The organism is Vibrio sp. 03-59-1, assembly GCF_013114135.1.
In the GTDB taxonomy this organism is placed as follows: Bacteria; Pseudomonadota; Gammaproteobacteria; order Enterobacterales; family Vibrionaceae; genus Vibrio; species Vibrio cortegadensis.
Genome location: NZ_VTYA01000003.1, coordinates 158,002 through 180,415, shown reverse-complemented (window position 1 = coordinate 180,415; position 22,414 = coordinate 158,002). Strand labels below are relative to the sequence as shown.

Genomic DNA, 22,414 nt, shown 5'->3' with positions numbered 1-22,414 from the left:
TTGCTCATAGTACGGTGATATATCTAATAAAAATCACCACAACGTCGACATAAAAAGAGCTGACATCTATGAGAACTATTATTTGTAATTCTATCCAAAGTTTTTGGGATATGGCCGAAAACCACTTTCTTGAAGACTTAGACGTTCATTGTGTATTCCCTACCAATGACAACCTTAAATCTTTGATAATGAACTATCAAAAGCAATACAACATTAAGAGTGTCTCCTTCACTCGTGTATTTCATACCGTCGATTTATAAGTCCATTATCAATTTCAATTTAATATCTATAGCCATGGATGGTTATTAACACCGACTGACCTTCCCCTATCATCGGCCAGAACACTAGCCTTTAACTTTCAGCCGCTGAACTAAACCACTCACTCGCTCTGTTTTTATTTTTATTCCACGCTTCAACACCGATAAATCTGCAAATAGCATGAGCTCTTTTTTTGCTCGCGTCACTCCGGTATAGATCAATTCTCGTGTAAGAATAGGGCTAAAATCCGGTGGCAGAATCATCACGGTAAGTTCAAATTCACTGCCTTGAGATTTATGGATGGTCATCGCATAAGCGGTTTCGTGTTCTGGTACTCGGCTTGGTAATACCGATTTCACACTGCCATCTGGAAGCTCAAAATACACTTTTAATCGAGGTTCTGATTCACTGTCATCCAGCATGCAAATACCAATATCACCGTTATATAACCCAAGGCCGTGATCATTACGCGTCACCATGACGGGTCTACCCACATACCAAAGCTCATCGGTGGTCTGAATCAATCGCCTTGCCGCTAATCTTGTTTCAATCCTTTGGTTCAAGCCTGTAACACCAAAATCCCCCTCTCGGATAGCACACAACAGGCGGCATTGGCTAAATAGTGCCAATACAGCTAGAGCTTTCTGCTCCTGAGTCTCTCGTTTATCGGTTACCTCATCCACCTTATTATGACTAATTCGATCAAGATAATGACGATAGTTCGCGACTAACGTGGTAATCATTTGATTGTAGTTGTCAGCCGATAAGGGATAGTGCTGAATATCATTGAAACCTTTGGTCAATACCGATTCTACTTGCTGTGCTTTTCCGGTATTAATCGCTTTCGCTAATTGACCAATACCTGAACGAGCATCGAAACGATAGCTTTTCTGTAACATGCATAGGCTGTCGCAAATAGGCGCATCAATGCTATTTTCGACTCTACTGCTGGCTAATGTTTGATACCCCGTTAACTGAGCCAGAGATTTGCTTTGAGCTTGGCTAAAACCATAATCATTAAATGAGCAAATATCACCTAATACCGCCCCCGCTTCCACCGATGAGAGTTGATCTTTATCTCCAAGTAGAATCAAACGAGCATGTGAAGGAAGCGCATCGAGCAATTTGAACATCATAGGCAAATCGACCATAGAAGCTTCATCGACCACCAAGATATCGACGTGTAGGTGATTATGACGGTGATGACGAAACTCCGCACGATTTGGGATCGCCCCGAGTAATCGATGCAACGTGCTCGATTCTGTTGGGATGTGTTTTTTAACTAATGGGTCGAGTGGTAGCTCAGCCACCGCTTTGCCGATAGATTCAGTGAGTCGAGCCGCTGCTTTGCCCGTCGGTGCAACCAACTTAATGGTGGGCATTAAACCATCGTCTTCCAACTGAGCCTGAGCTTGCTCAACCAGTGCCGCTAATAGTTTCGTTACCGTTGTGGTTTTGCCTGTACCGGGGCCACCAGAGATCACAGCAAAGCGCCTTGTTAACGCGACTGCTGCTGCAACTTTCTGCCAGTTGAGACAAAACGCTTCGGGAACAAGGCGTTCTAATTCATTAAGATGTTGAGTTTTTTGGGCCGATAAGAGTATTTGGTCTATAGCAGGCCAATCCAAATTTTCACTCGAGACGACATCCAGATGATCGCACACTAATTGCTGTCTTAATACTTGAGTGCTCTTACCGTCGTTGCTCGCTTTCACCAGATCCTTATATAAAAAATGATAGCTACGAGCGAAAAGATGGCTAAGCGTTTTCGTCAGTTGACCCAATTGCACACCACTCAAATCGACAGGCTTACTCAGTTTCGATAAGGTTTCTGCCAAAAAGGATTCATAATTCCAGTAACGATGCAGGTATAAGCGTCCATCATCCAACATTAATGGAACGGCTTGCCCTTCCTTACCAACCACGGCAGATTGTTCTAGTAGAGCATTCCAATTAACACTGAGCAGGGTTTGGTTAAGAGCCCTTGCCGCATCGCCATATAAGCCAAGCATTGAGGCAAAATCATTCATACCCCCTTGCTCAGAATTGAGCTGAATACAGATATGCCCTTTACCTAGCTCATGGCTAACGATCCCTGCAATAAAGCCTATTTCATCCGCATTGATTTCCACTTGAGAAGCGATAAAACGCGCAAACTGATAATCGATTTGGCGCAAGGTTCCCTTAACACTCAAAGCTTTGAGCACATCCAACAGCGAACTAACCTCACTGAAGAGTGGCAGGTGACTTTCACTTGGTTCAATAGAGTTGGTCTCTACAATCATTACAGTAACTCCATTTGACCTTGGTTCGTCGTCCGGCTTTCAATTGCCTGACCATCAATTAATTTATCCATTTCATCCAACAACTCGACACTTGGCTTCGCTGAAAAAATACCATTATCTGAATCTCCATCAATGCCTCGCAAAAACAGGTAATACACGCCACCAAAATGTGTGTCATAGCGATAATCGGCAATGCGACTGCGTAAAAAACGATGTAGAGCAAGGGCATAAATTTGATACTGAAGATCGTAGCGGTGATCCGCCATTGCCACTTTCAAGTTTTCACCATGATACGCCCCAACATCATCGCCAAGATGGTTGGATTTCCAGTCCAATACGTAATATTTACCTTGGTGTTCAAACACTAAATCAATAAAGCCTTTCAACATACCTCTTACGGTTTGAAAACCCAGATCTCCCGCTTTAGCAGAAAGCGGATCATGACGCTGTATGACTCGATTCAATCCAGAAGACGTTAACACTTCAATAGGTAATAGGAACTCCATTTCAACCAAACGTTGAGCTGGGGTTTTCTCATTTAATTTCATCTGCTTGCCGTCTAGCGGAGCGTTAAGCACAGTGTCCACCAGCGTTTGCAACACAGGAAGCCACTCCAACTCATACTGCTCACTTTCTAAGAGCTGTAGGATGACTTGTGTATTAGCATCTGACGTTGCGGGTTGAGTAAATTCAACCTCTTCAAATAAGGTATGCAGAAAAGTACCAGGCCTCGCACCTCGCGGAAAAGTGAAAATTGAACGCTGTGGCTCAAGCACTTCCAACTCGTCCTGTTCATCGGCCGAGTCAATATCAAACCCCGCAGACTCAAGCGCGGTATCATGTAAATTCACGTCTTGAGTATCACCAAAAGAGCCATGAGATGCATGACTGCTTTGTTTCACCAAACCGGAATAGCTGGTGATTCTCCACCCTCGATCAATAGGGTTATTAAGTTCACTAGCGATGAGATCTACGGCATCAACTTCTTGCGTCACATAAAGTGAATCATGAGCTTGTGGCAAAGCTTTTAAGCCAATGGCTGAATTTGCATGAGTTAGGGTTTCAACTCTCTTGGTTAGATCTGAAATGCCAAGCTCTTCACCATTTTGAATCAAGTAGCCCATGGCACTCAAATGGACACCGGTAGGCTCTTTCGTCGAGCGACCTTTTCTCAAGGGTGCCATTCCAATAAAACAGGCATAAACGGCACGAGTTAACGCAACGTAGATCAAGCGTAGATCTTCAGCTAAACGCTCTTTGTCTGCTTGAGCCAGAGCCGCTTTATTACCTGTTATATCTAAAATCGTTTTATCTGCTTGCTGATCATAATATTTACCTTCGCTTGCTTCGCGATAACTACTTACGAAAGGTAAAAAGACTAAATCATACTCCAGCCCTTTTGATTTATGGATCGTCACGATTTGCACTAAATTACGTTCGGATTCTAAACGCTGAATATCATCATCACTACCACTACTCAACCCATTAACCGCATCAGATACAGACTCGGCAAGCCAGCGAAGCAAACCATAATCACTATCCATCTCTTGGCTAGCTTGTTGCAATAGCTCACCCATATGCATTAAGTCGGTCAGAGTTCGCTCACCATTTTCTTCTTCTAGTAGGCGCTCAGCGATATGACGCTTACTCATCACACTACGGAGCATAGGCAGCACGCCACGTTGAATCCATAGCTGACGGTATTCTCGGAATTCATTAATCGCGTTTTCCCACACGACTTCATCGTTATTGAGTTCGTCTAACTTCGCGGCATCTAAAGCAAAGAGCTCAGACGCTAAACTCGCTCGTAGTGCTCTGTCATTTTCGGGGGTAAGTACCGCTTGCAGTAAACGCTGTACATCTTGCGCGATACCACTGACAAAAACGCTATCACGGTTAGAAAGGTAAACACTCGCAATGCCTTGTTTGGCTAAGGCATCTCGGATCAAGCGCCCTTCCGTTCCCGTTCTTACAAGCACCGCAATATTGCCAGCTTGTACTGGTTTTTGACCTTTCGACGTCACAAGGTAAGCTTTCTCATGCTGCGCTGCGGTTAGAATTGTTTGGATCTGGCTTGCCGTCGATTCACTCATCGCTTGGTGGTATTCACCTTTTGGCAAGGGCTTGTCTTCAGCTTCTTGGATCCAGTAACTCATCGCCTGCTGCTTTTCGCCGTTTAAATACCACGCTCTTTGATCGGCTCCGGGACTTGCATTCACAGGTAAGAACGGAATATCTTGATCGTACATAAACGGGCTGTCGGAGGCTTGAAATACCTGATTAACAGCACTGACCATGTCGGCACTGGATCGCCAGTTTGTGCCCAGCGTGTAATGCTGTTTTACCTGATTTCTCGCTTTGATATAGGTAAATATATCAGCACCACGGAAACCGTATATCGCTTGCTTAGGATCGCCGATCATAAACAGACCACATTCAGGGTTATCTAGGTAGATGCGGCTAAAAATACTGTATTGCAGAGGGTCGGTATCTTGGAATTCATCGATCATCGCAACGGGATATAAGCTGCGGATACGCTCCACCAGCAACTGTTGCTCGTCGCTATCAATCGCGGCAGACAACTGAGTCAACAAATCATCAAATGAGAGCAGTTGCTGCTTCTGTTTAGCCGCTGCCAACATATCTCGACAGTGCAAAATCGCATGAGCTAATAGAGGCGCTTTCAAATCAGCAGGGTTCGCCAAAAAGTGTTCAATAGCAGCAAATACCGCATGTTCAGGGGCATTACCTTTAGGGGTTTTCTCGATTAACGTATTTTGAGCAAACTTCTCAAGCTTATCTGGAATGGAGTAGTCATTCGTTTCACTGTTCGCCCATACCGAAATGGCTTCTAACCAAGTCGGGAGTGATTTTTTAGTGTAACTGCGTTTATTAATGTCTGAACCTGAAATTAGAGCAAGAAAATCCCCTTCTGACTCTCGCCATAAGGCTTTAAGTTGATCGATTTCTTCTAGATTTTGTTGATGTAAATCCGCAAGGTCTCCCGACATCGCACTAACCGACAACTCTAATGGTACGCCCGTTAAGTAGTTACTCACATCACCAAGCAGTGCCGATGGTGAGCCCCAAATATTGCGCACTTCGCTGGCAAGATTCAGAGATAGAGGATAGAACTGACGACGCCAATAATCGGCAACGACTTGTGCTTTCAACTGGCTTTCATCAGTCACAAATTCATTGTTAAATCGACTGCCCGATTCGAATGCGTTTTGAGTCAGCATTCGTTGGCAAAAACCGTGAATAGTAAACACGGCCGCTTCATCCATCTGCCTTTCAGCTTGGAGCAGTATTTTGGCCGCTTTAGGGTGATCGCTTATCGCAGCCAATAACGGTTTGATCACCGGATCATCACTTTGACTGCGTGAAAAGGCAATACGAGCATCGTGAATTCTCGCTCTGATACGATCACGAAGTTCAGCAGTCGCCGCCTCTGTAAAGGTCACCACGAGAATTTGATCAACCGTCAGTCGCTCAGAGTGGCTTGTCTCTTCCCCATCGACTAACTCACCATGTCCAAGTAGCAAACGAAGGTATAACCCTGCAATTGTAAAGGTCTTTCCTGTACCCGCAGAAGCTTCAATCAATCGTGCACCGTGTAAGGGAAAAGTCATTGTATCTAGGTTATTGGCGACTACTGTTGTCATTTCAACTGCCTTTTCGATCTGTTTTTAACAATATATTTGATACTGAAAATCAAATTCATCAACACACAACATGAATTCACTGTGAGTCATCCCTTAGAAGTTCATTTTGTTTTAAATTTCTACTACTGAATAAAAAGCCGTGGGATCTCACTCACGGTATCTACGCAATAGCATAGTTAGTATCCGCACCTAATTTGTCGCATTACCCGTTAGAAGAGTCTTGATTCGTCATCACTCTGCTAATAAAAGCAACTCGAATAACAAACAATGGTCCCTCTGACCATGTGGCCGCACAGAAGACGCCCTACACTATAATGATTGACTGGCGGCCACTCTATTTTACGATGTCATCCGTAAATTAAGCATGCGTCCTGACTTTACTCAATATCGCTGGCGTCTTTTGCCCAAAGCCTCGGCCCTTGCATCACTAGACTTGAGTACAAGCGAGCTTGTAACGCGAGTTCGTCATCCCATTTTGGCCAAATTCTCGCAATGTAGCTATCTCGCCCTTCACCAGTAAAGGCGTAGCCATCATTAAACGTATCAGCCATTTTTTTCAGTGACTTTTCTTCATCATCCACCCAGTTTCCTCGACTGAATCCAGCTTCAACGCCAGCCAAAGCCGTTTTAGGAAAATAAGGTAAAGGTTCGGTCATTCCTTGATAAAACAGACGCACCAACTCATTTAAAATATCGAGAGCCTCACTACGATCGTTCATCGGAGGGTACATCATATGCACTACACCTTCTTTGCGATCATAGCCAATGAGGTGCGTTGTTTTTGAGTGCCCCATTGCCGTGCAACTCAGATGATCAATCCATGCAGAGAGGTAATCTTGAGGACGAACTCGACCACTTCTATAGCGGACTAATCCCGATTGATAATGTTTGGTCAACCAACCCGTTAGATGAACCGCATTCTCTTCACCTGTCTCTTTATTTGAAAGAGCATCGAGGGTGAGATCAATTTCAATATCATCAATAGGTTTGCCGCAAATAAAGGCTAACTCTTCGACTAACTGTTCGGCCTGAACACGATTGGTTTCAAACTCAATATCACCAAACGCACCAACAGGAAGTTTCCCTTGCGCTCTTTGCTGCTCAATAAAGCCGTTCAGTGCCTCTTTCGGATCTTGATGAGTGTGCAGTTTCGCTGTCAATAACACATCCAACAACTGGTCACGAAGTTGAAAGCTGTCTAATCCATTCAACACAAAGGGTTCATCATCTTCCATGACAGGCAAAGGCGCTTCAAATACCACTTTTAATCGGCGGTTGAAAAAATATTGCACAGGCAAGCGCCAGAATTTTTGCAGCTCAACCAAATCCAATTCAAGGGGATAAACCACATCCAATAAGTAGTCCCCGAGCTTGCGCTTAAAGTCATCACTTGACTGGCCAAGGCGATTAACCGCAGGTAACCACTCTTTGGCGTAACTGCTCTGTTGCGAACGAATAGAAGATGAATGCTCAACCGCTGAGGATGCTTGCACGTCTGCCGACATGAAGGCATTCGGGCTAAATGGCACCATCGCGTGATGCTCAACCAATGCATTAAGCAGCTGCTGACCTGATTCATCACTAGCTAAACTTTCGCTACCTTGTAAACAATAATTCTGCTGACAATACTCAAGCAATTCAGACACCAGCACCGAAGGCACGCGCTCTGTATTATCTTGAATCGAACGTCCAACGTAACTGACATATAAGCCTTGCTGCGCTGACAACATGGCTTCAAGGAAAAGGTAACGGTCATCGTCTCGACGTGAACGGTCCCCTGCTCTCGCTTTTGCTGGCCCATTCATGAGATCAAAACCTTCTGGTGGCATTGAACGCGGATATACACCGTCATTCATGCCTAATAAGCAGACCACTTTGAATGGGATAGAACGCATTGGCATCAAGGTACAGAAGTTAACTTGGCCGGCTAAGAAACGCTGGCTTACTCGCGTTCCTGAAAGTCTATTTTGCAAATACTGGCTTAAGATACTCGGGGCAATGTCGTCCTTATAATCGGCATCACTAAGCTGTTCTTTTAGCTGAATTAAAGAGTCACGAATGGACTTCAATACCACTTCGCCTTCTAGTTCAACCGCAAAAAAGTCGTTCAGCACACCATTAAGAATTTCTCGCCACTCATCAATCGATTGAGTTTGGTTTAATACTTGGCGGTAGTGAGTAATAAGTTCGATGAAATGAGCTAATTTCCCCGCCAGTTCAGCGCCCATACCTTGCACTTCGTTATAGGCTGAAATGTTGCTATTAGGCGCGGCAAATAACCCAGCAGATTCTGGCATCGCATAACCCAATAGCATCCGTTGAATACCAAACAACCAAGTATTTTGCTCTGTCGCTGGAAGTTCAAATTCTGTGGCAGTATTGGCATCAGCCCCCCAACGAACCCCTGACTCTTCAACCCACTGCTTGGCTTGCTCAAACTGCTGTTCATTAAGGCCAAACTTCAGCATCATCGCAGGCGTTTCTAACAGCTCCAGCAGCTCTGAAGCCAAACAGCGCGTATTGGGTAAATTTACCAACTGCATGAATGCTGAAAGGATCGGGCTCTCTTGATCAGCACTTCTGTCTGAAATCGAATAAGGTATATAACGTTCACCAGGAGCATTACCAAATACCGCTTGAATCGCGGGGCTATACGCGTTGATATCCGCCACCATCACAATAATATCGCGCGGTTTTAAGTTGGTATCTGCATCAAACATCGCCAACAACTGATCGTGTAATACCTCAACCTCTCGCATTGGACTATGGCATGCATGAACCGTCAGCGAGGTATCATTGATATCTACTTGCTGCTTATGGAAGCTTGAATCTAAAATTTCATCGTTTTGATGCTGTTCTAAATTGAGGATGTCCGCTTGCAGTTGGTGCAGTAAATTATCGCGTTCGACACGCATGAAAAAATCATTCTCATCACACTCAAGCTGAGAAAGCAGATAAAGGTTGTCACGACCAAGTTTTCCCATCGATGCCAGTAACTCATTTCCGACGGCGCTATTGGTATGCAGATCATCTTCAAGGTTATCTTCAATGGAACCTTTTAATAATGACGAGGTGGATTGGCGTTCTAAAAGATCATCTTGCAGTGAGAGACGATTCCAACTTCTCGATTCAATTCGAGCTAATGTTTTTCGGTCTCGAATATCGCCCCAATAATGCTGACAAGGGTTGGTAAACATGAGATGAACATCAATATGTTCGCCCAGCGCTTTCAACGCATCCATATAGCGTGGAGGCAAAGATGAAATACCAAACACAAAAAGGCGCTTCGGCAGATGACTAAGGTTATTTTTAGAGCGAGCCAACGCATCAATAAAATCTTGGTACAAATTACCACGGTGATATTTAGATTGGCCTTGCTCAAGAGTGTAATCGTATAACGCTTTCCACAACATCGGCTGCCAAGGATGAGTGCCTTCGAGTTCATCGACTACGAGGCCATTTTCCCAACTGGCGATCCATTCCGGTCGATAAACTAAATAGCCATCGAAAATATCGGCGATTTTTTCAGATAATTGATAAAGCTTAGATTTGTCGTCATCTTGCTCTAGATACAGCTTTAAGGGAGCAAAAGCCTCTTCGTCCAACATTGAAGGAAGGATATGCATGATTTTCCATGTCATGGCTTCTTTGTTAAAAGCACTTCGCTTTGGTACATCAGGAAGCACTTGGGTGAACATATCCCAAATAAAAGTAGCAGGAAGAGGAAAGTTGATATTCGCCGCCACACCAAACTCCTTGGCGAGTTCCATTTTCAACCACTGCGACATTCCCGGGCTTTGCACCAAGATTTGCTCTTGTTCAAATGGGTTATCTAGCGGTTCACTTTTCGCTAAATGGACTAACAGGATTTTTAGGCTATCTACTTTGTTGGAATGATAAACAGAAAACAAAATGCACTCACACTTTTCCGATGACGACGTTTTAAGAGATTATCATATCGCACCTCGATTCTAGAGAAATATCAGCCTACCCAACGGTAAAAAAAGAGATGTCACCAGAAAGATTACAAGCCATTCAGTGAGATAGCCAAAGATGACGCTGGTACGCATCACCAGAGTGACAAACACTGACATACTGAGACATACAAATCTCTGATTGCATGATAAAAAACACTGTTTTATACTCCGTCGCTTTTTTACACTGCCGCCCTAATTTGATTTGGATTCATATTTATGCTGAAAAGACTCTCTTATAATAACGCTTGGCTCATCGCGTTTTTCTCTTGTTTCAGTCTTTATCTTTCTATCGCCTGTTACCCGTATTTACTCACCGTCAATTCTCAGGAATATAGTTTCTTACAGGTATTTTATCTCGCAGCAACCCAAATCGGATGGTTAGGGCTTATCTGCTTTCCTCTATTGTTAACTACAATCGTCGCGAGTTTTTTACCCACAAAGAGTTTCAAATTTATCTGTGCCACCATAGCGATCATCATTCTAATCGCACTAAAAATCGATATTACGGTTTTTCAACACTATAAATTTCATATCAATGCATTGCTGATCAAAATGTTTCTGGATTCTGGAAATGAAGTCTTCAATGTTTCATGGCTGAGCGCGTTGATATTCATAGCCGAATTATTCGCTCTTACTATTGGGTTCGGCGTTACCTTATGGCTAAGTAATAAATTAGCTCGCAGTAAAGTGAAGTACGTGATGATTTCAGTGTGGTTCGCCCTACTACTCAGCAGCCAAGCGATTCATGCATGGAAAAACGCAACGTACGATAATGAAGTAAGTCAATTCACCAGTAATTGGCCTCTTTACTACCCACTCACTGCCCGCTCATTTATTTATGAGCACGAGCTTGTCAGCGAAGAGTTTGCTCAACAAAAGCGGGTGGAGTTTAAATCTTGTGAAAAAACGGAATTACAATATCCATCAATGCCAGTTGAGATTCAGCAGAAAGAGAAACAACCAAACGTACTATTTATCTTGGTTGATGCATGGCGCTTTGATGACAGTAACGCTGAGATCATGCCGAACGTGAGCAAGTTCAAAATCAAGAGCAGTCAATTTAATCAACACATGAGCGGTGGGAATTCTACGCAAGCTGGTATATTTAGCCTGTTTTATAGTTTACCTGCGACCTATTGGAACACCTTTTACGCCAATCAAGTGTCGCCACTCTTTATGGATAAATTACAAGAATCAAATTACCGCATGGGGATTTTCGGCTCGGCGGCTTTAACCAGTCCGCCACTATCGCGCACTGTCTTTAAACAGGTAGACAATTTACGATTGCGCACACCGGGAACCACTCAAGTAGAACGCGATGCGAGGATCACCGAAGACTTTATAGCTTTCCAACAGCAGGAGAGTGAGCAACCTTACTTTGGATTTTTGTTCTACGACTCAGCGCATGGCACTGAATTTCCAGAGCCTGAAGGGGCTAAATTCAAGCCTTATCTTTCTCGAGTGGATCATATTCTTCTTGATAATGACTTTGATCCTGAGCCTTACCATAACCGCTATAAAAACTCTCTTTTCTATATTGATGGGTTAATTGGGAAAGTTCTCGAAAAGGTTGATCTAGACAATACCATCGTAGTGATCACCTCTGATCATGGCGAAGAGTTTAACGATAATAAACTGAACTACTGGGGGCATACTGGCAACTATAGTCAGGCTCAAATTCATGTGCCGTTATACGTCTATCAACCAAATAAAGTCGTAAAAGAGATCGATTATCGCACCACTCACTTTGATGTGGTTCCGACGTTAATGGGTACCCTTTTTACTACTCAATCAGATGTGTCTGATTATAGTGTAGGGGCAAACTTGTTTGATGGTTCAACACCGCGCGATTGGTTTATCTCAGGCAGTTACTACAATTATGCGCTTGTTGGCAAAGAGACGATGCTTGTCGTCAACCCAGCAGGCAATTCAAGCCAACTTGATAATCAGTTGCAGCCAGAATCTGATAAAAAGATTCCTATTGATGCGATACAAAAGTCACTAGAAGACATGTCTCGCTTTTATAGAAAATAGTGTTATAGAGCGTTGCTTCTAATAAGTAATGTTTCTTAATAAGTCGTGGCTTTTAAAAGAGATCGGCACCTTTAGGTTTACAGTAGAAAACGCTATGTAGCCAAACAGAAACAAAAAAATAAGCTTGTTAGGTTTTATCATCTTAACAAGCTTATTCTTTCATCAAATAGATAGCCTAACGCTGTTATGAGAGCGCTACCGGTCTCATTTTATATGGCTGATAATAAGCAAAGTAACGAATCGCAACATACCCTACCACAGCCGTGGCAACACACAATTCAACTCCTGCTAACCACCACACCTGAGCCACGTACTCTTCATCAACACCAACACTTTGCATCCAGTTCGCAGTTTTAAACAGTGCCGTTGCTCCTATTACCATCGGGAATGTGAATGCCGCATACCCAGGGCTAAACGGTAATCTCAACAATTTAAAGAACGCGAGATAGATGATTGTTGTCATTAAAATCGCGATACCAAATAGAGTCGCGATCACAACCGGTGACGGGCTTGAAGTGACACTGAGATAACCTGCCAAAGATAAGCTGGCTGGCGCCGCGAGAATAGCAATCGTCGGTTTTGCTGCATCCGGAATTTCATGCGTAAACATTAAGCGATAGATCATAATTGGCAGCATCACGGCGTAAGCTACCATGCCAAACAGTAGTGTTATATCAGCAATAGGTTGTAGTGCTGGCGTGCCCGAAAAAGCCACATCGGCAACAATAATGCCGACAGGTGGTACAAACCAGCTTGGCACCATATGATGTAACTCGAAATTTTTTGCTCTGTGATACATAAAACTAGCCAAAAAGATGACATGCAATAGTACCGCAGCCAACCAAATGACATCACCAGCAATTGGATAAAAGTGGCCGACAGAGCTTGAAACAATCATAGTGCCCATCGCAAATGTCGGGACAACACTTCCAACAACCGGATGCGCTAAGTCTTGACGAAGTAAATGGCGATGCACTAAAAACTTAACCGCAAGAATGGCCAATAAAATCGACGCTATCACCGCACTCGTCCATTGTGCGTAGCCTCCGCAATCAACCATGTTTTCCCAACTCCACCCTAAACTTGCAATAGCCAGTGCGAGCCCAGCCATAGGAGTTGGCGCTCCCATCACTTTAAGTTTCATTCTATTTATCATTTCCGCCTCACTTTGGAGCTATTGGACAATCTGCAACAGCAGTAAACTCCGATGACGTCATCATACGCTTGCAATACGTTCTGATATATCTAATCATATTAAACAGGCGTTAAGATATACTTAACGAACTCGCATTATCCTAACAACGATCAATGTTTGCTTAGTTCACGTAAGCAATAAGTTGGCGTAAGTAATAAGTTGGCGTAAGTAATAAGTTGGCGCAAGTAATTAGATGGAGAGAGTAAATGGCTCATAATGTGTCACTCAAGCAACTAAAAGTTTTTGTCACCGTTACTCAGCACTGTACTTTAACCTCCGCTTCCGAAGCGTTATTTCTCTCCAAAGCAGCCGTTAGCATGGCACTATCCGAGTTAGAGAAACAGCTGGGACATTCACTGTTTGACCGCGTTAATAACCGTTTAATTCTGAATCAAGAAGGTCAAAAACTCTTGCCGCTTGCCGATGAGCTACTACATCGGGCAAAAGGAATCGATGACCTTTTTGAAGACAATCAACCACTCAGTGGCAGTCTTAAAATTGGCGCCAGCGACACCATTGGTAATCAAGTTGCCCCTTTTCTTCTCAGTGGATTTCGTCAACAGTACCAACATCTATCTCAAAGCTTGTTCATTTCAAACTCAGCGTTGATCTGCCAAAAGCTGATCGACTACGAACTCGATATTGCGCTAATTGAAGGGAAAACATTGAACCCTGAATTGATATCACGCCAATTTAGTCAGGATGAAATGTGCATTGTTGCCACACCTAATCACCCATTAACTCATCACCCATTAGCCTCAAGTAGCCAGCCGATAGCACTGCATCAATTAGAGCAAAGTCATTGGATACTACGAGAACCGGGATCGGGCACTCGTGAGTTTTTCCTACGTACCGTTGCTCCTCGCTTAGAGAGTTGGCATGAAGCTTTTGAACTCAATACCACTGAAGCAATTATTAACTCCGTTTCAGCAGGGCTTGGGTTGGCTTGCTTATCTCGCTTGGCCGTCAATACCGCCATCAACGACGGACGTGTTGCCCTCATTGAAACGCCTCTCGATATGAAAAGACGCTTTTGGTTGTTAGTCCATAAGGAGAAATATCAGAGCCCGCTGCTAAAAGCCTTCATGCATTACTGCCAATCAATACAAAAGTAATGCTATAAATCAGGAGGTGATGTCGGTTCTCTAACCGTTCAACTCTCAAAACTCTGCCTTCAACTGGACATTTAAAACTTGAAACTGTATAAAAAGCCAGTAGAAATAGTTATCAATTATTGAGGAATAACCATGGCTGTAATCGTCAAGTACGTGGTCGAGCGCAACGGAGAAGAAAAGATGACTTTTACCTCTAAAGCTGAAGCTGACGCTTACGACAAAATGTTAGATATGGCAGATGAGCTTTTTACATTAATTAATGGTAGTGAGCTCATCGAAGATGAAGGTAAGCAAGAAGAGCTTGCGATGTACCTTGCGAAAAATAAAGAAGAAGTGCTTTATGCTTTAGGCGCAAAACGCAAGCCAACGCCTAAAAAACCAAAAGCGGTTGAAGCCGTGGCGGATGAAGCAGAAGACGACGCAGCATAAGTATTTAGCGTCTACTTTCGATTCAATATCAATTTTCAATAGCCAGCAATTTGCTGGCTATTTTTTATTCTCAATATCTTCTATGATGCTGATACATACCACGAATACTTGCTAATAGGAAAGAGATGAAAGAGCTAATTATCCACACCATTACGGTTTTCATGGGCTTTTTTGCCATAATGAACCCCATCGCCAATACTCCGATTTTTCTTGGTTTAACCAATGGTGAGAATCGTCAAACCGTTAAATCTATCGCTTTTCGTTCAGTGTTGATCGCCTTCATTATCATTTCTGTATTTACTATTTCAGGCCGTCTTATTTTCGATCTCTTTGGCATTACGCTATATGCACTGCGTATTACTGGCGGAATATTAGTGTTTTTGATCGGTTTTCACATGCTGCAAGGTGATTCCACTCACGGCAAAGCAAAAGAAAAGGTTCAATCAGATGCGCAAAATGATTCTGCGCTCAGTATTGCCGTGTCCCCATTAGCTATGCCCATTCTCGCCGGACCAGGAACCATCGCAACCGCGATGAACTTCGCAACAACTGGCGGCATTTACGAAATGGTGATTACCATCATCTCATTCGGGTTACTGTGTGCCTTAACCTATGTGCTCTTTGTTTTTGGAGAAAAATTTGTCAAAGCAATTGGACCAAGCGCATTGAATGTAGTCACTAGAATGATGGGGCTTATTTTGGCTGTTATTGGAATGCAGATGCTAATCGAAGGGATTGAACAAGCCTATAAAGCACTCGCAATTTAAACTGATTTTACGTCTATCACGCTAATTTCTTATAGACGACAGCTATCGCTATAAAGACAACACATATCTATTTACAGACTTTCTACCCGCGCCCTCTTTCATCTGAAGGGCGCTCTCTCTATGATGTTTATCAACAAATGATTTTAACGGTCCAAGCCTGCTCAGCATAGAAAGACAATAAAGCTTGGCCCACTGAAACAAATTCAAATATGGAGATTATTAAATAATGGCGACTTTTTCTCTTGCCTTCGGCACAGCAACTAAAAACCGTGATGGAAAGATCATTGAAGCATTTTTTCCTAGCCCACTCTTAAACCCAAGCGATGCGCTCGTTTCTGCTGTCGCTGAAGTGGTTGGTTACACTGAAGGCAACCAAGCCCTTGAAATTTCAGCGGCTCAAAGCGAAGCGCTTGTTGCTGTATTCACAGCAAACAATGACACTGCAAATGCTTCTTTCGCTCAAAAAGCGGCGCAATCAAACCAGCCATTAGTTGCCGTTATTCTCGCAACAGATGAGAAGCCTCAATCGGTCGCGGAAGGTTTCCTTAAACTACAACTTATCTCAAACCGTCTAGTGAAACCACATGGCACAGTATTAGATGGCATTTTTGGTTTGCTACATAACATTGCATGGACAAACCAAGGCCCTATCGATTTACCTGAGCTTGCAGAACGTCAAATTGATGCTCGTCTTGCAGGTGAAGCGTTAACGGTCGATTGCGTTGATAAATTCCCTAAAATGGTCGATTACGTTGTTCCAACAGGAATTCGTATCGCTGATACTTCCCGTGTTCGCCTTGGCGCACATGTGGGTGAAGGCACAACTGTAATGCATGAAGGCTTCATCAACTTCAATGCTGGTACTACAGGTGTGAGCATGGTTGAAGGTCGAATTTCTGCAGGTGTTGTGGTTGGAAATGGTTCTGATATCGGTGGCGGTGCATCAATCATGGGTACACTGTCTGGTGGCGGTACTATGGTGATCTCTATCGGCGAGAACTGTCTGTTAGGGGCAAATGCTGGCCTTGGTTTCCCTATGGGCGATCGTTGTACGGTAGAGTCAGGTCTATACGTTACTGCAGGAACAAAAGTTCGCATGCTAGATAACCAAGGCCAAGAAGTAGAAATTGCTAAGGCACGTGACCTTGCTGGTAAGACTGATCTTCTTTTCCGTCGTAACTCAATTACTGGTCAAATTGAGTGCTTAACCAATAAATCTGCGGTTGAGCTAAACAGCGAACTTCACAGTAATAACTAATTAATTCAGGCTGACGGTTCCAATTCCAAGCTTTGAGTTTCTCGCTACAGATAATAAAAAACCGAGCTCTATTTGAGCTCGGTTTTTTTATGTTTCATTTAATCACGTGAATTATCCAGGATGACCATCAACTCTTGGCGTTAATAACATCATTCCAAACTTCCACACAAACATACCAAATGACAGCGCCCATAACACAGCACTAATATTGATCATCAGCATCATTTGCTCTGGCATAAAGGCGACGCCTAAGCTACGAACTAAAGCCGCAAGTAAAACAGCAGAAAAGGCCAACCACATACTTGGGCCTTTATAAATAGCACGACCCGTATGGCCCATTGTGACTCGAGCTATCATCGCTAAAATCACACCACCCAGTCCGCCAATCGCAAATAAGTGCAACATGTTATGGCTGACAAATGGGTTATCAATCACGCCACGCAACACCAAGCTTAATGGAATACACAGGTAAGCACTATGCAGGCTCCAGACAAGCGGCTCACTTAAAGTTGTCCACGGTTTCCAGCGAGCGAAACGGACAAACTGCGCGATGCCAGCAAATAACATCACTTCTTGCCCAATTTGAGAAAAAGTTAATGGGAAGAAGCTCAATACGAACAAGCTCACTAACGGCAAATTTGCCACCCACTCTAACCACACCAATGGTTGAGCTTTCTCGAAATTAAAGCGTTTGGCCGTAAAGAATGGGATCACACGCCCACCCATAACGGACAATAATAATGTAAACCACCACAACATCGCCTGCCACACAGCCGCAGAGCTAAATGGAGGCATTCCTTTTATCGTGGCATAGCTAGCAAAGTTAGCCACAATGGCAAGCACAAAGAGCGGAATGAAAAACAGATTTTTCCATCCTTTAGAGCGTACCACTCTAAAACCGATCTCATAAGCCGACAGCGCTAAGAATAACGCTTCAATTGACGAAATAAGCCATAACGGTGCTGGTGTCCAAAATAAAATGCGAGGTATTATCCAAAGCATGACAAGGAAAGCCAAACGATGGTGTTTGGTTCCATTGACCCCAGTCCATGTCTGCACTGCGGTTAATACAAAACCCACCACAATCGCCATCGAAAATCCAAACAACATCTCATGCACATGCCACCACAAAGCAGGGACTTGCAATATTTCTGGTTGGCCATTTTGGAACATAATGACCCAAGCAATAATCGCGATAACAGCGTAAATGCTGCCTAAGAAAAAGAAAGGACGAAAACCAAGGCGAAGATAGGCAGGAATACGCTCTTCAACACTTTTGTCTGTAATATTTAGCAAGGTGGCTCCTTTATTGGTACTTCCCGATAAAGCACTAATAATAGTTTAGCAAGAATTCTCATTTCATATTGCATTATTCAGGCCAAGAATTTAATGCTTTATAATTAAAGGGTTAAGACAATGAAAATACATTTTTGTTGTCAAAAAGACAAAATCAAAAGAAGTCTAAATGACACGATGGAATAATTTAGACCTATTGGTGTGTAGAGCATTAATAATGATTATGAACAAACAGCAAAGGCAAGTAATTTTGGTGACGATAGAGCATTCATAGTTAGAAAAACAACGCATTATTCAGTAGCGACTATGGATGTTTGGTAGCTTCACGAAATTGGTGAATGATATGTGCCATTTTTATATTGAAGTGTAACTGTCAAATAGCAACATACGCCCCCAGACCCATTTTCTGATATTGCAGATCACACCGTTTAGATTTAACCGGTATCAAAACAACACCTGATTCCACTTTGGTCTAAGCTATTAAAAAGATAAGAGAAGGCCGTTGTATGGTGCAATCCAAGTGGAAATTTACTCTATTGATGGGGTTTACTTTTTTGGGGATCATGGTGTTATGTTTCAACACCTTTATACCTCGAAATAGTGTCTTCTTACTGTACGACGCTAAACGCGTTTTCATCTGCTCCGTTCTTCTTATCTCTAACCTGATTATTTTAAGCGACCGCCACTGGCGGGATCGTATAACACAACAATTTACGGAGCTTAGCCTTAGCGTTGGGTGGGTTCTTGTTATTTTCGGTATTTTTGCAGCTATCGCCAATTTTCAAGGTATTGATTTTTGGCGAGCTCAAACGGATTACTTCTATTTCTTAGGATTAGCGCTACTGACCGCCTTTCTATCTATTGGGTTTGAATCCCAAAAAGTGCGACTTTATAGCTATTTCTGCTGGATAACGCTTTTACTGTTTCTCTCGGTCAGTGTCGGGTTTTGGCTTCGAGTTTACTATCAACTTGAAACGAATATTCATACCATTTTTGGATTTGCAAACGCCCGATTTTTGAATCAAGTTCAGGTGTGGCTGATCATTCCGACACTCTACTTCACTCTCTGTTTTAGAAGAAAGCGATGGCTTTATAACGCATTACGTTTTCTACTTTGTACTCATGTAGCTATTATTTTTGCTTTGGATGCTCGTGGGATTTCCATTGCCATCATTACAGCCATTCTTATCTGGGCTAAAATTGATAAGCCCTTAAGATCGCAAATACTTAAACTACTGCTATTCAGTATTATTTTTGGCTGTTTACTTCGTATTGTTTTTCTTGCCCCATTACCTGCCTATCTATTTAATGATGGATTGTGGACATGGCCAAAAGTTCGAACCGACTCTCCCGGGCGCATGGCGCTGTGGGCCGAAGCCATAACCCTGTCTTCACTGTTAGGGCTAGGTGGTGATGGTTTTGTATGTTCATCCAAATTATTTGGTCGCCCACATAACTCTGCACTTTTAGTCTTGGTAAATTGGGGGCTCATTCCTCTACTTTGCTACGGTTTCTTACTTTTATTCACACTGAAAACCGTCATTACGACCTACCATCGCTGGGTTCGAGTGACAGGATTAAGTGTTTTAGCTGGGTTTGCTTATAGCCTCGTTTCCGGAGTTCTCGACTCTCCGCTTAGCCAGTTACTGGCAGTAATCTCACTCGCTATTTTTTGGTCCGCATGTAAAAAACATCACCCAGTTTGTGCTTCTCATCCATCAAAAATAAAACATCGATATTTCCAATACGGGATCGTTGGAGTGTTACTGTTAAGCTCCCTGTTAACAGCGAATAAATTGTATCTTCGAATGAGCAACTACCCAGACCAAGAGTTTTCAGTCCAGCTTAAGCCTCAATTTTGGCTTGGTTATAATTGCTCAGAGCCAATATTATTCAAATGAATCAAAAACACCCGACACTAAAGATTGAAGCCAAATCTGTTTCTCATCACACGCTCTGGCTTTATTCCAAATCATTGATATGTCAAAGTCATCTATCGAGATTGGAGGTAAAGCCGTGGTCAACTTATCATTGAGCATATCAGCCTGAGCCATCAATCTTGGAACGGTCGCAATCAGTTTTCGATTCTGAATTAAGCGTCTTACGGTCAAGAAGCTGCGTGAGGCAACGGGTATGAACCGCGATACACCTAATGCTTTTAATCTTTGATCACTTTGTGTTTCAAGTATGCCATCAGGACTAATTAACGCATGCTCGGCATCAATAAACTCTTGTAGTGTGAGTTCTGAACCAAAATGATACTGGGCGGGATCGTACAAGCATACATGCTTTTCTGTGTATAATTTTTGAGCTTCAAATTGATCGTCTAATCGCGTAATACTCCCAACCATAAGATCCAGCCGATCCTTATCAAAAGCCTCAATATAGTTGTGACGAGAGACATTAATAAAGCTGACTTGAGCATCAGGAGCTGATTGGCGAATCGCATCATAAATCGCTGGCGCAAAGATCAATTCAGCGTAGTCAGTTAAACCAATTCGACATACTCCAGAGTACTCACTTGGCGAAAAATGGTTAGTCAATAATAGATCGGTTTGAACTTGAGTGAGGATCGTTTCTATGATCGGAGCGATTTCGTGAGCACGATCTGTCGGTGCCATGCTGTGGCCTTTACGTTCAAAAAGTGGGTCACTAAACAGTAAACGCAATCGAGATAAACTGTGGCTCATCGCTGATTGGCTAACGTAACTTTTTTCAGCGGCTGCGCTCACACTCCGACTCTGATATAGCTGAGAAAAAGCAACCAGTAAGTTTAAATCCACATTTTTCCAATTCAAGTCAACCACATCAAATCCCATTTCATTCATAGATACTAGAAACACTATCAATTTGAATCATTATAATTCAAATCGTACTCTACACACGATGATTAATTTTATGAGTACACACTATGTTTTCTATCTTCAAAGTTTTCTTTGGATTAGGTTGGATCAGTTTTGGAGGTCCGGCTGCCCACATTGGATACTTCAGACAAACATTCGTTGAAAAATTAAATTGGCTAAGTGATAAAGATTATGCCCAGATAGTCGCTCTGAGCCAGTTTCTTCCCGGCCCGGGATCAAGCCAAGTGGGTTTTGCTATAGGCTATAAAAAGGGAGGATTAAGTGGAGCATGCATGGCTTTTCTTGGGTTTACACTTCCATCTATCTTAATCATGTTATTACTTGCGGTTCTAAGCAGTCAGTTAACGGAATCCCCTCTATTTCAAAATGTAGTACATGGATTAAAACTTCTCGCCGTCGTGGTCGTTGCCGATGCGACATGGGGAATGTACAAAAATTTTTGCCAATCACGCCTGTCTGTCACTCTATGCGTCATCACTGCTTTAGGTCTACTACTTATTCCTAGCATCGGCACTCAGGTATCTCTTTTATTGCTATGTGGCATGGTTGGAGCGGTCAAGCTACAAGACAGACAAACCCAGCCCCCAAGCCCACATAAAATATCACTGATTCCTCTTTTACTGTTTGCTCTTTTGCTCTTCGGGTTACCGCTCATAAGTAAGGCTGCACCTGAAATTGGGCTATTTTCAGACTTCTTTCAAGCTGGGAGCTTGGTCTTTGGTGGGGGCCATGTCGTTCTTCCACTACTGCAAAACATTGTTGGTGACCAATTAACTCAGGAAGCCTTTTTGACGGGCTATGCCACAGCTCAAGCGGTTCCAGGACCAATGTTTACTTTTGCTACCTATATCGGTTATCAATTACTGCCTAACACGCCTATTTTCGGGGCATTGCTGGCGACACTTGCGGTATTCCTTCCGGGCTTTTTACTGCTTCTTAGTGTATTAAAAAACTGGCAAACCCTAGCAAGTAACGCTTTAGTTTCGGGAGCGCTCAATGGAATTAACGCCTCCGTTGTAGGCTTACTTCTATCAGCACTCTACCAACCCGTTTTTGTCAGTGCTGTCGCTTCAGGTTTAGACATAGCCGCAGTGATCTTAGGCTTCTACTTACTGAAACAGTGGAAAATACCCATCGTCTATTTAGTGCTACTTTTCGCTGTATCTGGGATGGGAATAAGCCACCTATAGCGATGAACTATTAATGATGAAATTGCCCCCTCTTATCAAATCATTCAAATTAATTCACAAAAAAATGGTGATCCTACAATG

Annotated in this window: 14 protein-coding genes; 8 read left to right on the top strand and 6 right to left on the bottom strand. The window is 43.0% G+C overall.

What is annotated here, in order from left to right:
- Window positions 1–68 precede the first annotated feature (68 nt).
- Window positions 69–260 carry a hypothetical protein gene (locus F0249_RS04255; protein WP_084654878.1) on the top strand — a complete coding sequence of 64 codons (192 nt, stop codon included), beginning with the start codon at window positions 69–71 and terminating at the stop codon, window positions 258–260.
- An 84-nt stretch (window positions 261–344) separates the two neighbouring features.
- Here the strand turns inward: F0249_RS04255 and recD are convergent, their stop codons facing one another.
- The 3 genes from recD to recC all read right to left on the bottom strand — a co-directional run bounded on the left by recD (window position 345) and on the right by recC (window position 10,119).
- Window positions 345–2,543, bottom strand: coding sequence for an exodeoxyribonuclease V subunit alpha (gene recD, locus F0249_RS04250; RefSeq protein ID WP_171755965.1), 2,199 nt, complete (start codon window positions 2,541–2,543; stop codon window positions 345–347).
- Window positions 2,543–6,208 (bottom strand): exodeoxyribonuclease V subunit beta, encoded by a 3,666-nt coding sequence (recB, locus tag F0249_RS04245; RefSeq protein WP_171755964.1) that lies wholly within the window; start codon window positions 6,206–6,208, stop codon window positions 2,543–2,545. Before recB ends, recD begins: the two co-directional genes overlap by 1 nt.
- A 377-nt stretch (window positions 6,209–6,585) precedes the next feature.
- Entirely contained in the window at window positions 6,586–10,119 is a 3,534-nt protein-coding gene (gene recC, locus F0249_RS04240) for an exodeoxyribonuclease V subunit gamma (RefSeq protein WP_171755963.1), read from the bottom strand.
- A gap of 282 nt (window positions 10,120–10,401) precedes the next feature.
- On the opposite strand from recC, the gene F0249_RS04235 reads away from it, so the two are divergent.
- Window positions 10,402–12,219, top strand: coding sequence for a DUF3413 domain-containing protein (locus F0249_RS04235; RefSeq protein WP_171755962.1), 1,818 nt, complete (start codon window positions 10,402–10,404; stop codon window positions 12,217–12,219).
- 184 nt (window positions 12,220–12,403) lie between these two features.
- Here F0249_RS04235 and F0249_RS04230 read toward each other — a convergent pair whose 3' ends face one another.
- The gene (locus F0249_RS04230) at window positions 12,404–13,375 is read right to left on the bottom strand and encodes a TDT family transporter (protein WP_171755961.1); all 972 of its coding nucleotides are present in this window, start codon (window positions 13,373–13,375) and stop codon (window positions 12,404–12,406) included.
- A 245-nt stretch (window positions 13,376–13,620) separates the two neighbouring features.
- Here F0249_RS04230 and F0249_RS04225 point away from each other — a divergent pair, with 245 nt between their 5' ends.
- From F0249_RS04225 to dapD, 4 genes are all read left to right on the top strand, one after another.
- Entirely contained in the window at window positions 13,621–14,529 is a 909-nt protein-coding gene (locus tag F0249_RS04225; protein WP_171755960.1) for a LysR substrate-binding domain-containing protein, read from the top strand.
- A gap of 132 nt (window positions 14,530–14,661) precedes the next feature.
- On the top strand, window positions 14,662–14,958 hold the full coding sequence (locus tag F0249_RS04220) for a YebG family protein (RefSeq protein WP_017054050.1): 297 nt from the start codon (window positions 14,662–14,664) through the stop codon (window positions 14,956–14,958).
- 125 nt (window positions 14,959–15,083) lie between these two features.
- Complete coding sequence (locus F0249_RS04215) at window positions 15,084–15,725, top strand: MarC family protein (RefSeq protein ID WP_017054051.1); 642 nt, start codon at window positions 15,084–15,086, stop codon at window positions 15,723–15,725.
- A gap of 226 nt (window positions 15,726–15,951) precedes the next feature.
- On the top strand, window positions 15,952–16,983 hold the full coding sequence (gene dapD, locus F0249_RS04210) for a 2,3,4,5-tetrahydropyridine-2,6-dicarboxylate N-succinyltransferase (protein WP_171755959.1): 1,032 nt from the start codon (window positions 15,952–15,954) through the stop codon (window positions 16,981–16,983).
- A gap of 111 nt (window positions 16,984–17,094) precedes the next feature.
- Here dapD and F0249_RS04205 read toward each other — a convergent pair whose 3' ends face one another.
- The gene (locus F0249_RS04205; protein ID WP_171755958.1) at window positions 17,095–18,279 is read right to left on the bottom strand and encodes an NnrS family protein; all 1,185 of its coding nucleotides are present in this window, start codon (window positions 18,277–18,279) and stop codon (window positions 17,095–17,097) included.
- A gap of 506 nt (window positions 18,280–18,785) precedes the next feature.
- Here F0249_RS04205 and F0249_RS04200 point away from each other — a divergent pair.
- The gene (locus F0249_RS04200; protein WP_171755957.1) at window positions 18,786–20,180 is read left to right on the top strand and encodes an O-antigen ligase; all 1,395 of its coding nucleotides are present in this window, start codon (window positions 18,786–18,788) and stop codon (window positions 20,178–20,180) included.
- Here F0249_RS04200 and F0249_RS04195 read toward each other — a convergent pair.
- Window positions 20,169–21,098: a LysR family transcriptional regulator gene (locus F0249_RS04195; RefSeq protein ID WP_171756017.1), complete on the bottom strand. Its 930-nt coding sequence runs from the start codon at window positions 21,096–21,098 to the stop codon at window positions 20,169–20,171. The two genes, F0249_RS04200 and F0249_RS04195, sit on opposite strands and share 12 nt — an antisense overlap.
- 92 nt (window positions 21,099–21,190) lie before the next feature.
- On the opposite strand from F0249_RS04195, the gene chrA reads away from it, so the two are divergent.
- Entirely contained in the window at window positions 21,191–22,333 is a 1,143-nt protein-coding gene (chrA, locus tag F0249_RS04190; RefSeq protein WP_171755956.1) for a chromate efflux transporter, read from the top strand.
- The last annotated feature ends 81 nt before the right edge of the window (window positions 22,334–22,414 follow it).

Excerpts from the sequence above, each read along its gene's own strand:
- F0249_RS04230 (WP_171755961.1), bottom strand. The coding sequence starts at position 13,375 with ATGATAAATAGAATGAAACTTAAAGTGATGGGAGCGCCAACTCCTATG.
- recB (WP_171755964.1), bottom strand. The coding sequence starts at position 6,208 with ATGACAACAGTAGTCGCCAATAACCTAGATACAATGACTTTTCCCTTA.
- F0249_RS04255 (WP_084654878.1), top strand. The coding sequence starts at position 69 with ATGAGAACTATTATTTGTAATTCTATCCAAAGTTTTTGGGATATGGCC.
- F0249_RS04195 (WP_171756017.1), bottom strand. The coding sequence starts at position 21,098 with ATGGGATTTGATGTGGTTGACTTGAATTGGAAAAATGTGGATTTAAAC.
- dapD (WP_171755959.1), top strand. The coding sequence starts at position 15,952 with ATGGCGACTTTTTCTCTTGCCTTCGGCACAGCAACTAAAAACCGTGAT.
- F0249_RS04200 (WP_171755957.1), top strand. The coding sequence starts at position 18,786 with ATGGTGCAATCCAAGTGGAAATTTACTCTATTGATGGGGTTTACTTTT.
- recD (WP_171755965.1), bottom strand. The coding sequence starts at position 2,543 with ATGATTGTAGAGACCAACTCTATTGAACCAAGTGAAAGTCACCTGCCA.
- F0249_RS04225 (WP_171755960.1), top strand. The coding sequence starts at position 13,621 with ATGGCTCATAATGTGTCACTCAAGCAACTAAAAGTTTTTGTCACCGTT.
- F0249_RS04235 (WP_171755962.1), top strand. The coding sequence starts at position 10,402 with ATGCTGAAAAGACTCTCTTATAATAACGCTTGGCTCATCGCGTTTTTC.
- F0249_RS04215 (WP_017054051.1), top strand. The coding sequence starts at position 15,084 with ATGAAAGAGCTAATTATCCACACCATTACGGTTTTCATGGGCTTTTTT.
- F0249_RS04220 (WP_017054050.1), top strand. The coding sequence starts at position 14,662 with ATGGCTGTAATCGTCAAGTACGTGGTCGAGCGCAACGGAGAAGAAAAG.
- chrA (WP_171755956.1), top strand. The coding sequence starts at position 21,191 with ATGTTTTCTATCTTCAAAGTTTTCTTTGGATTAGGTTGGATCAGTTTT.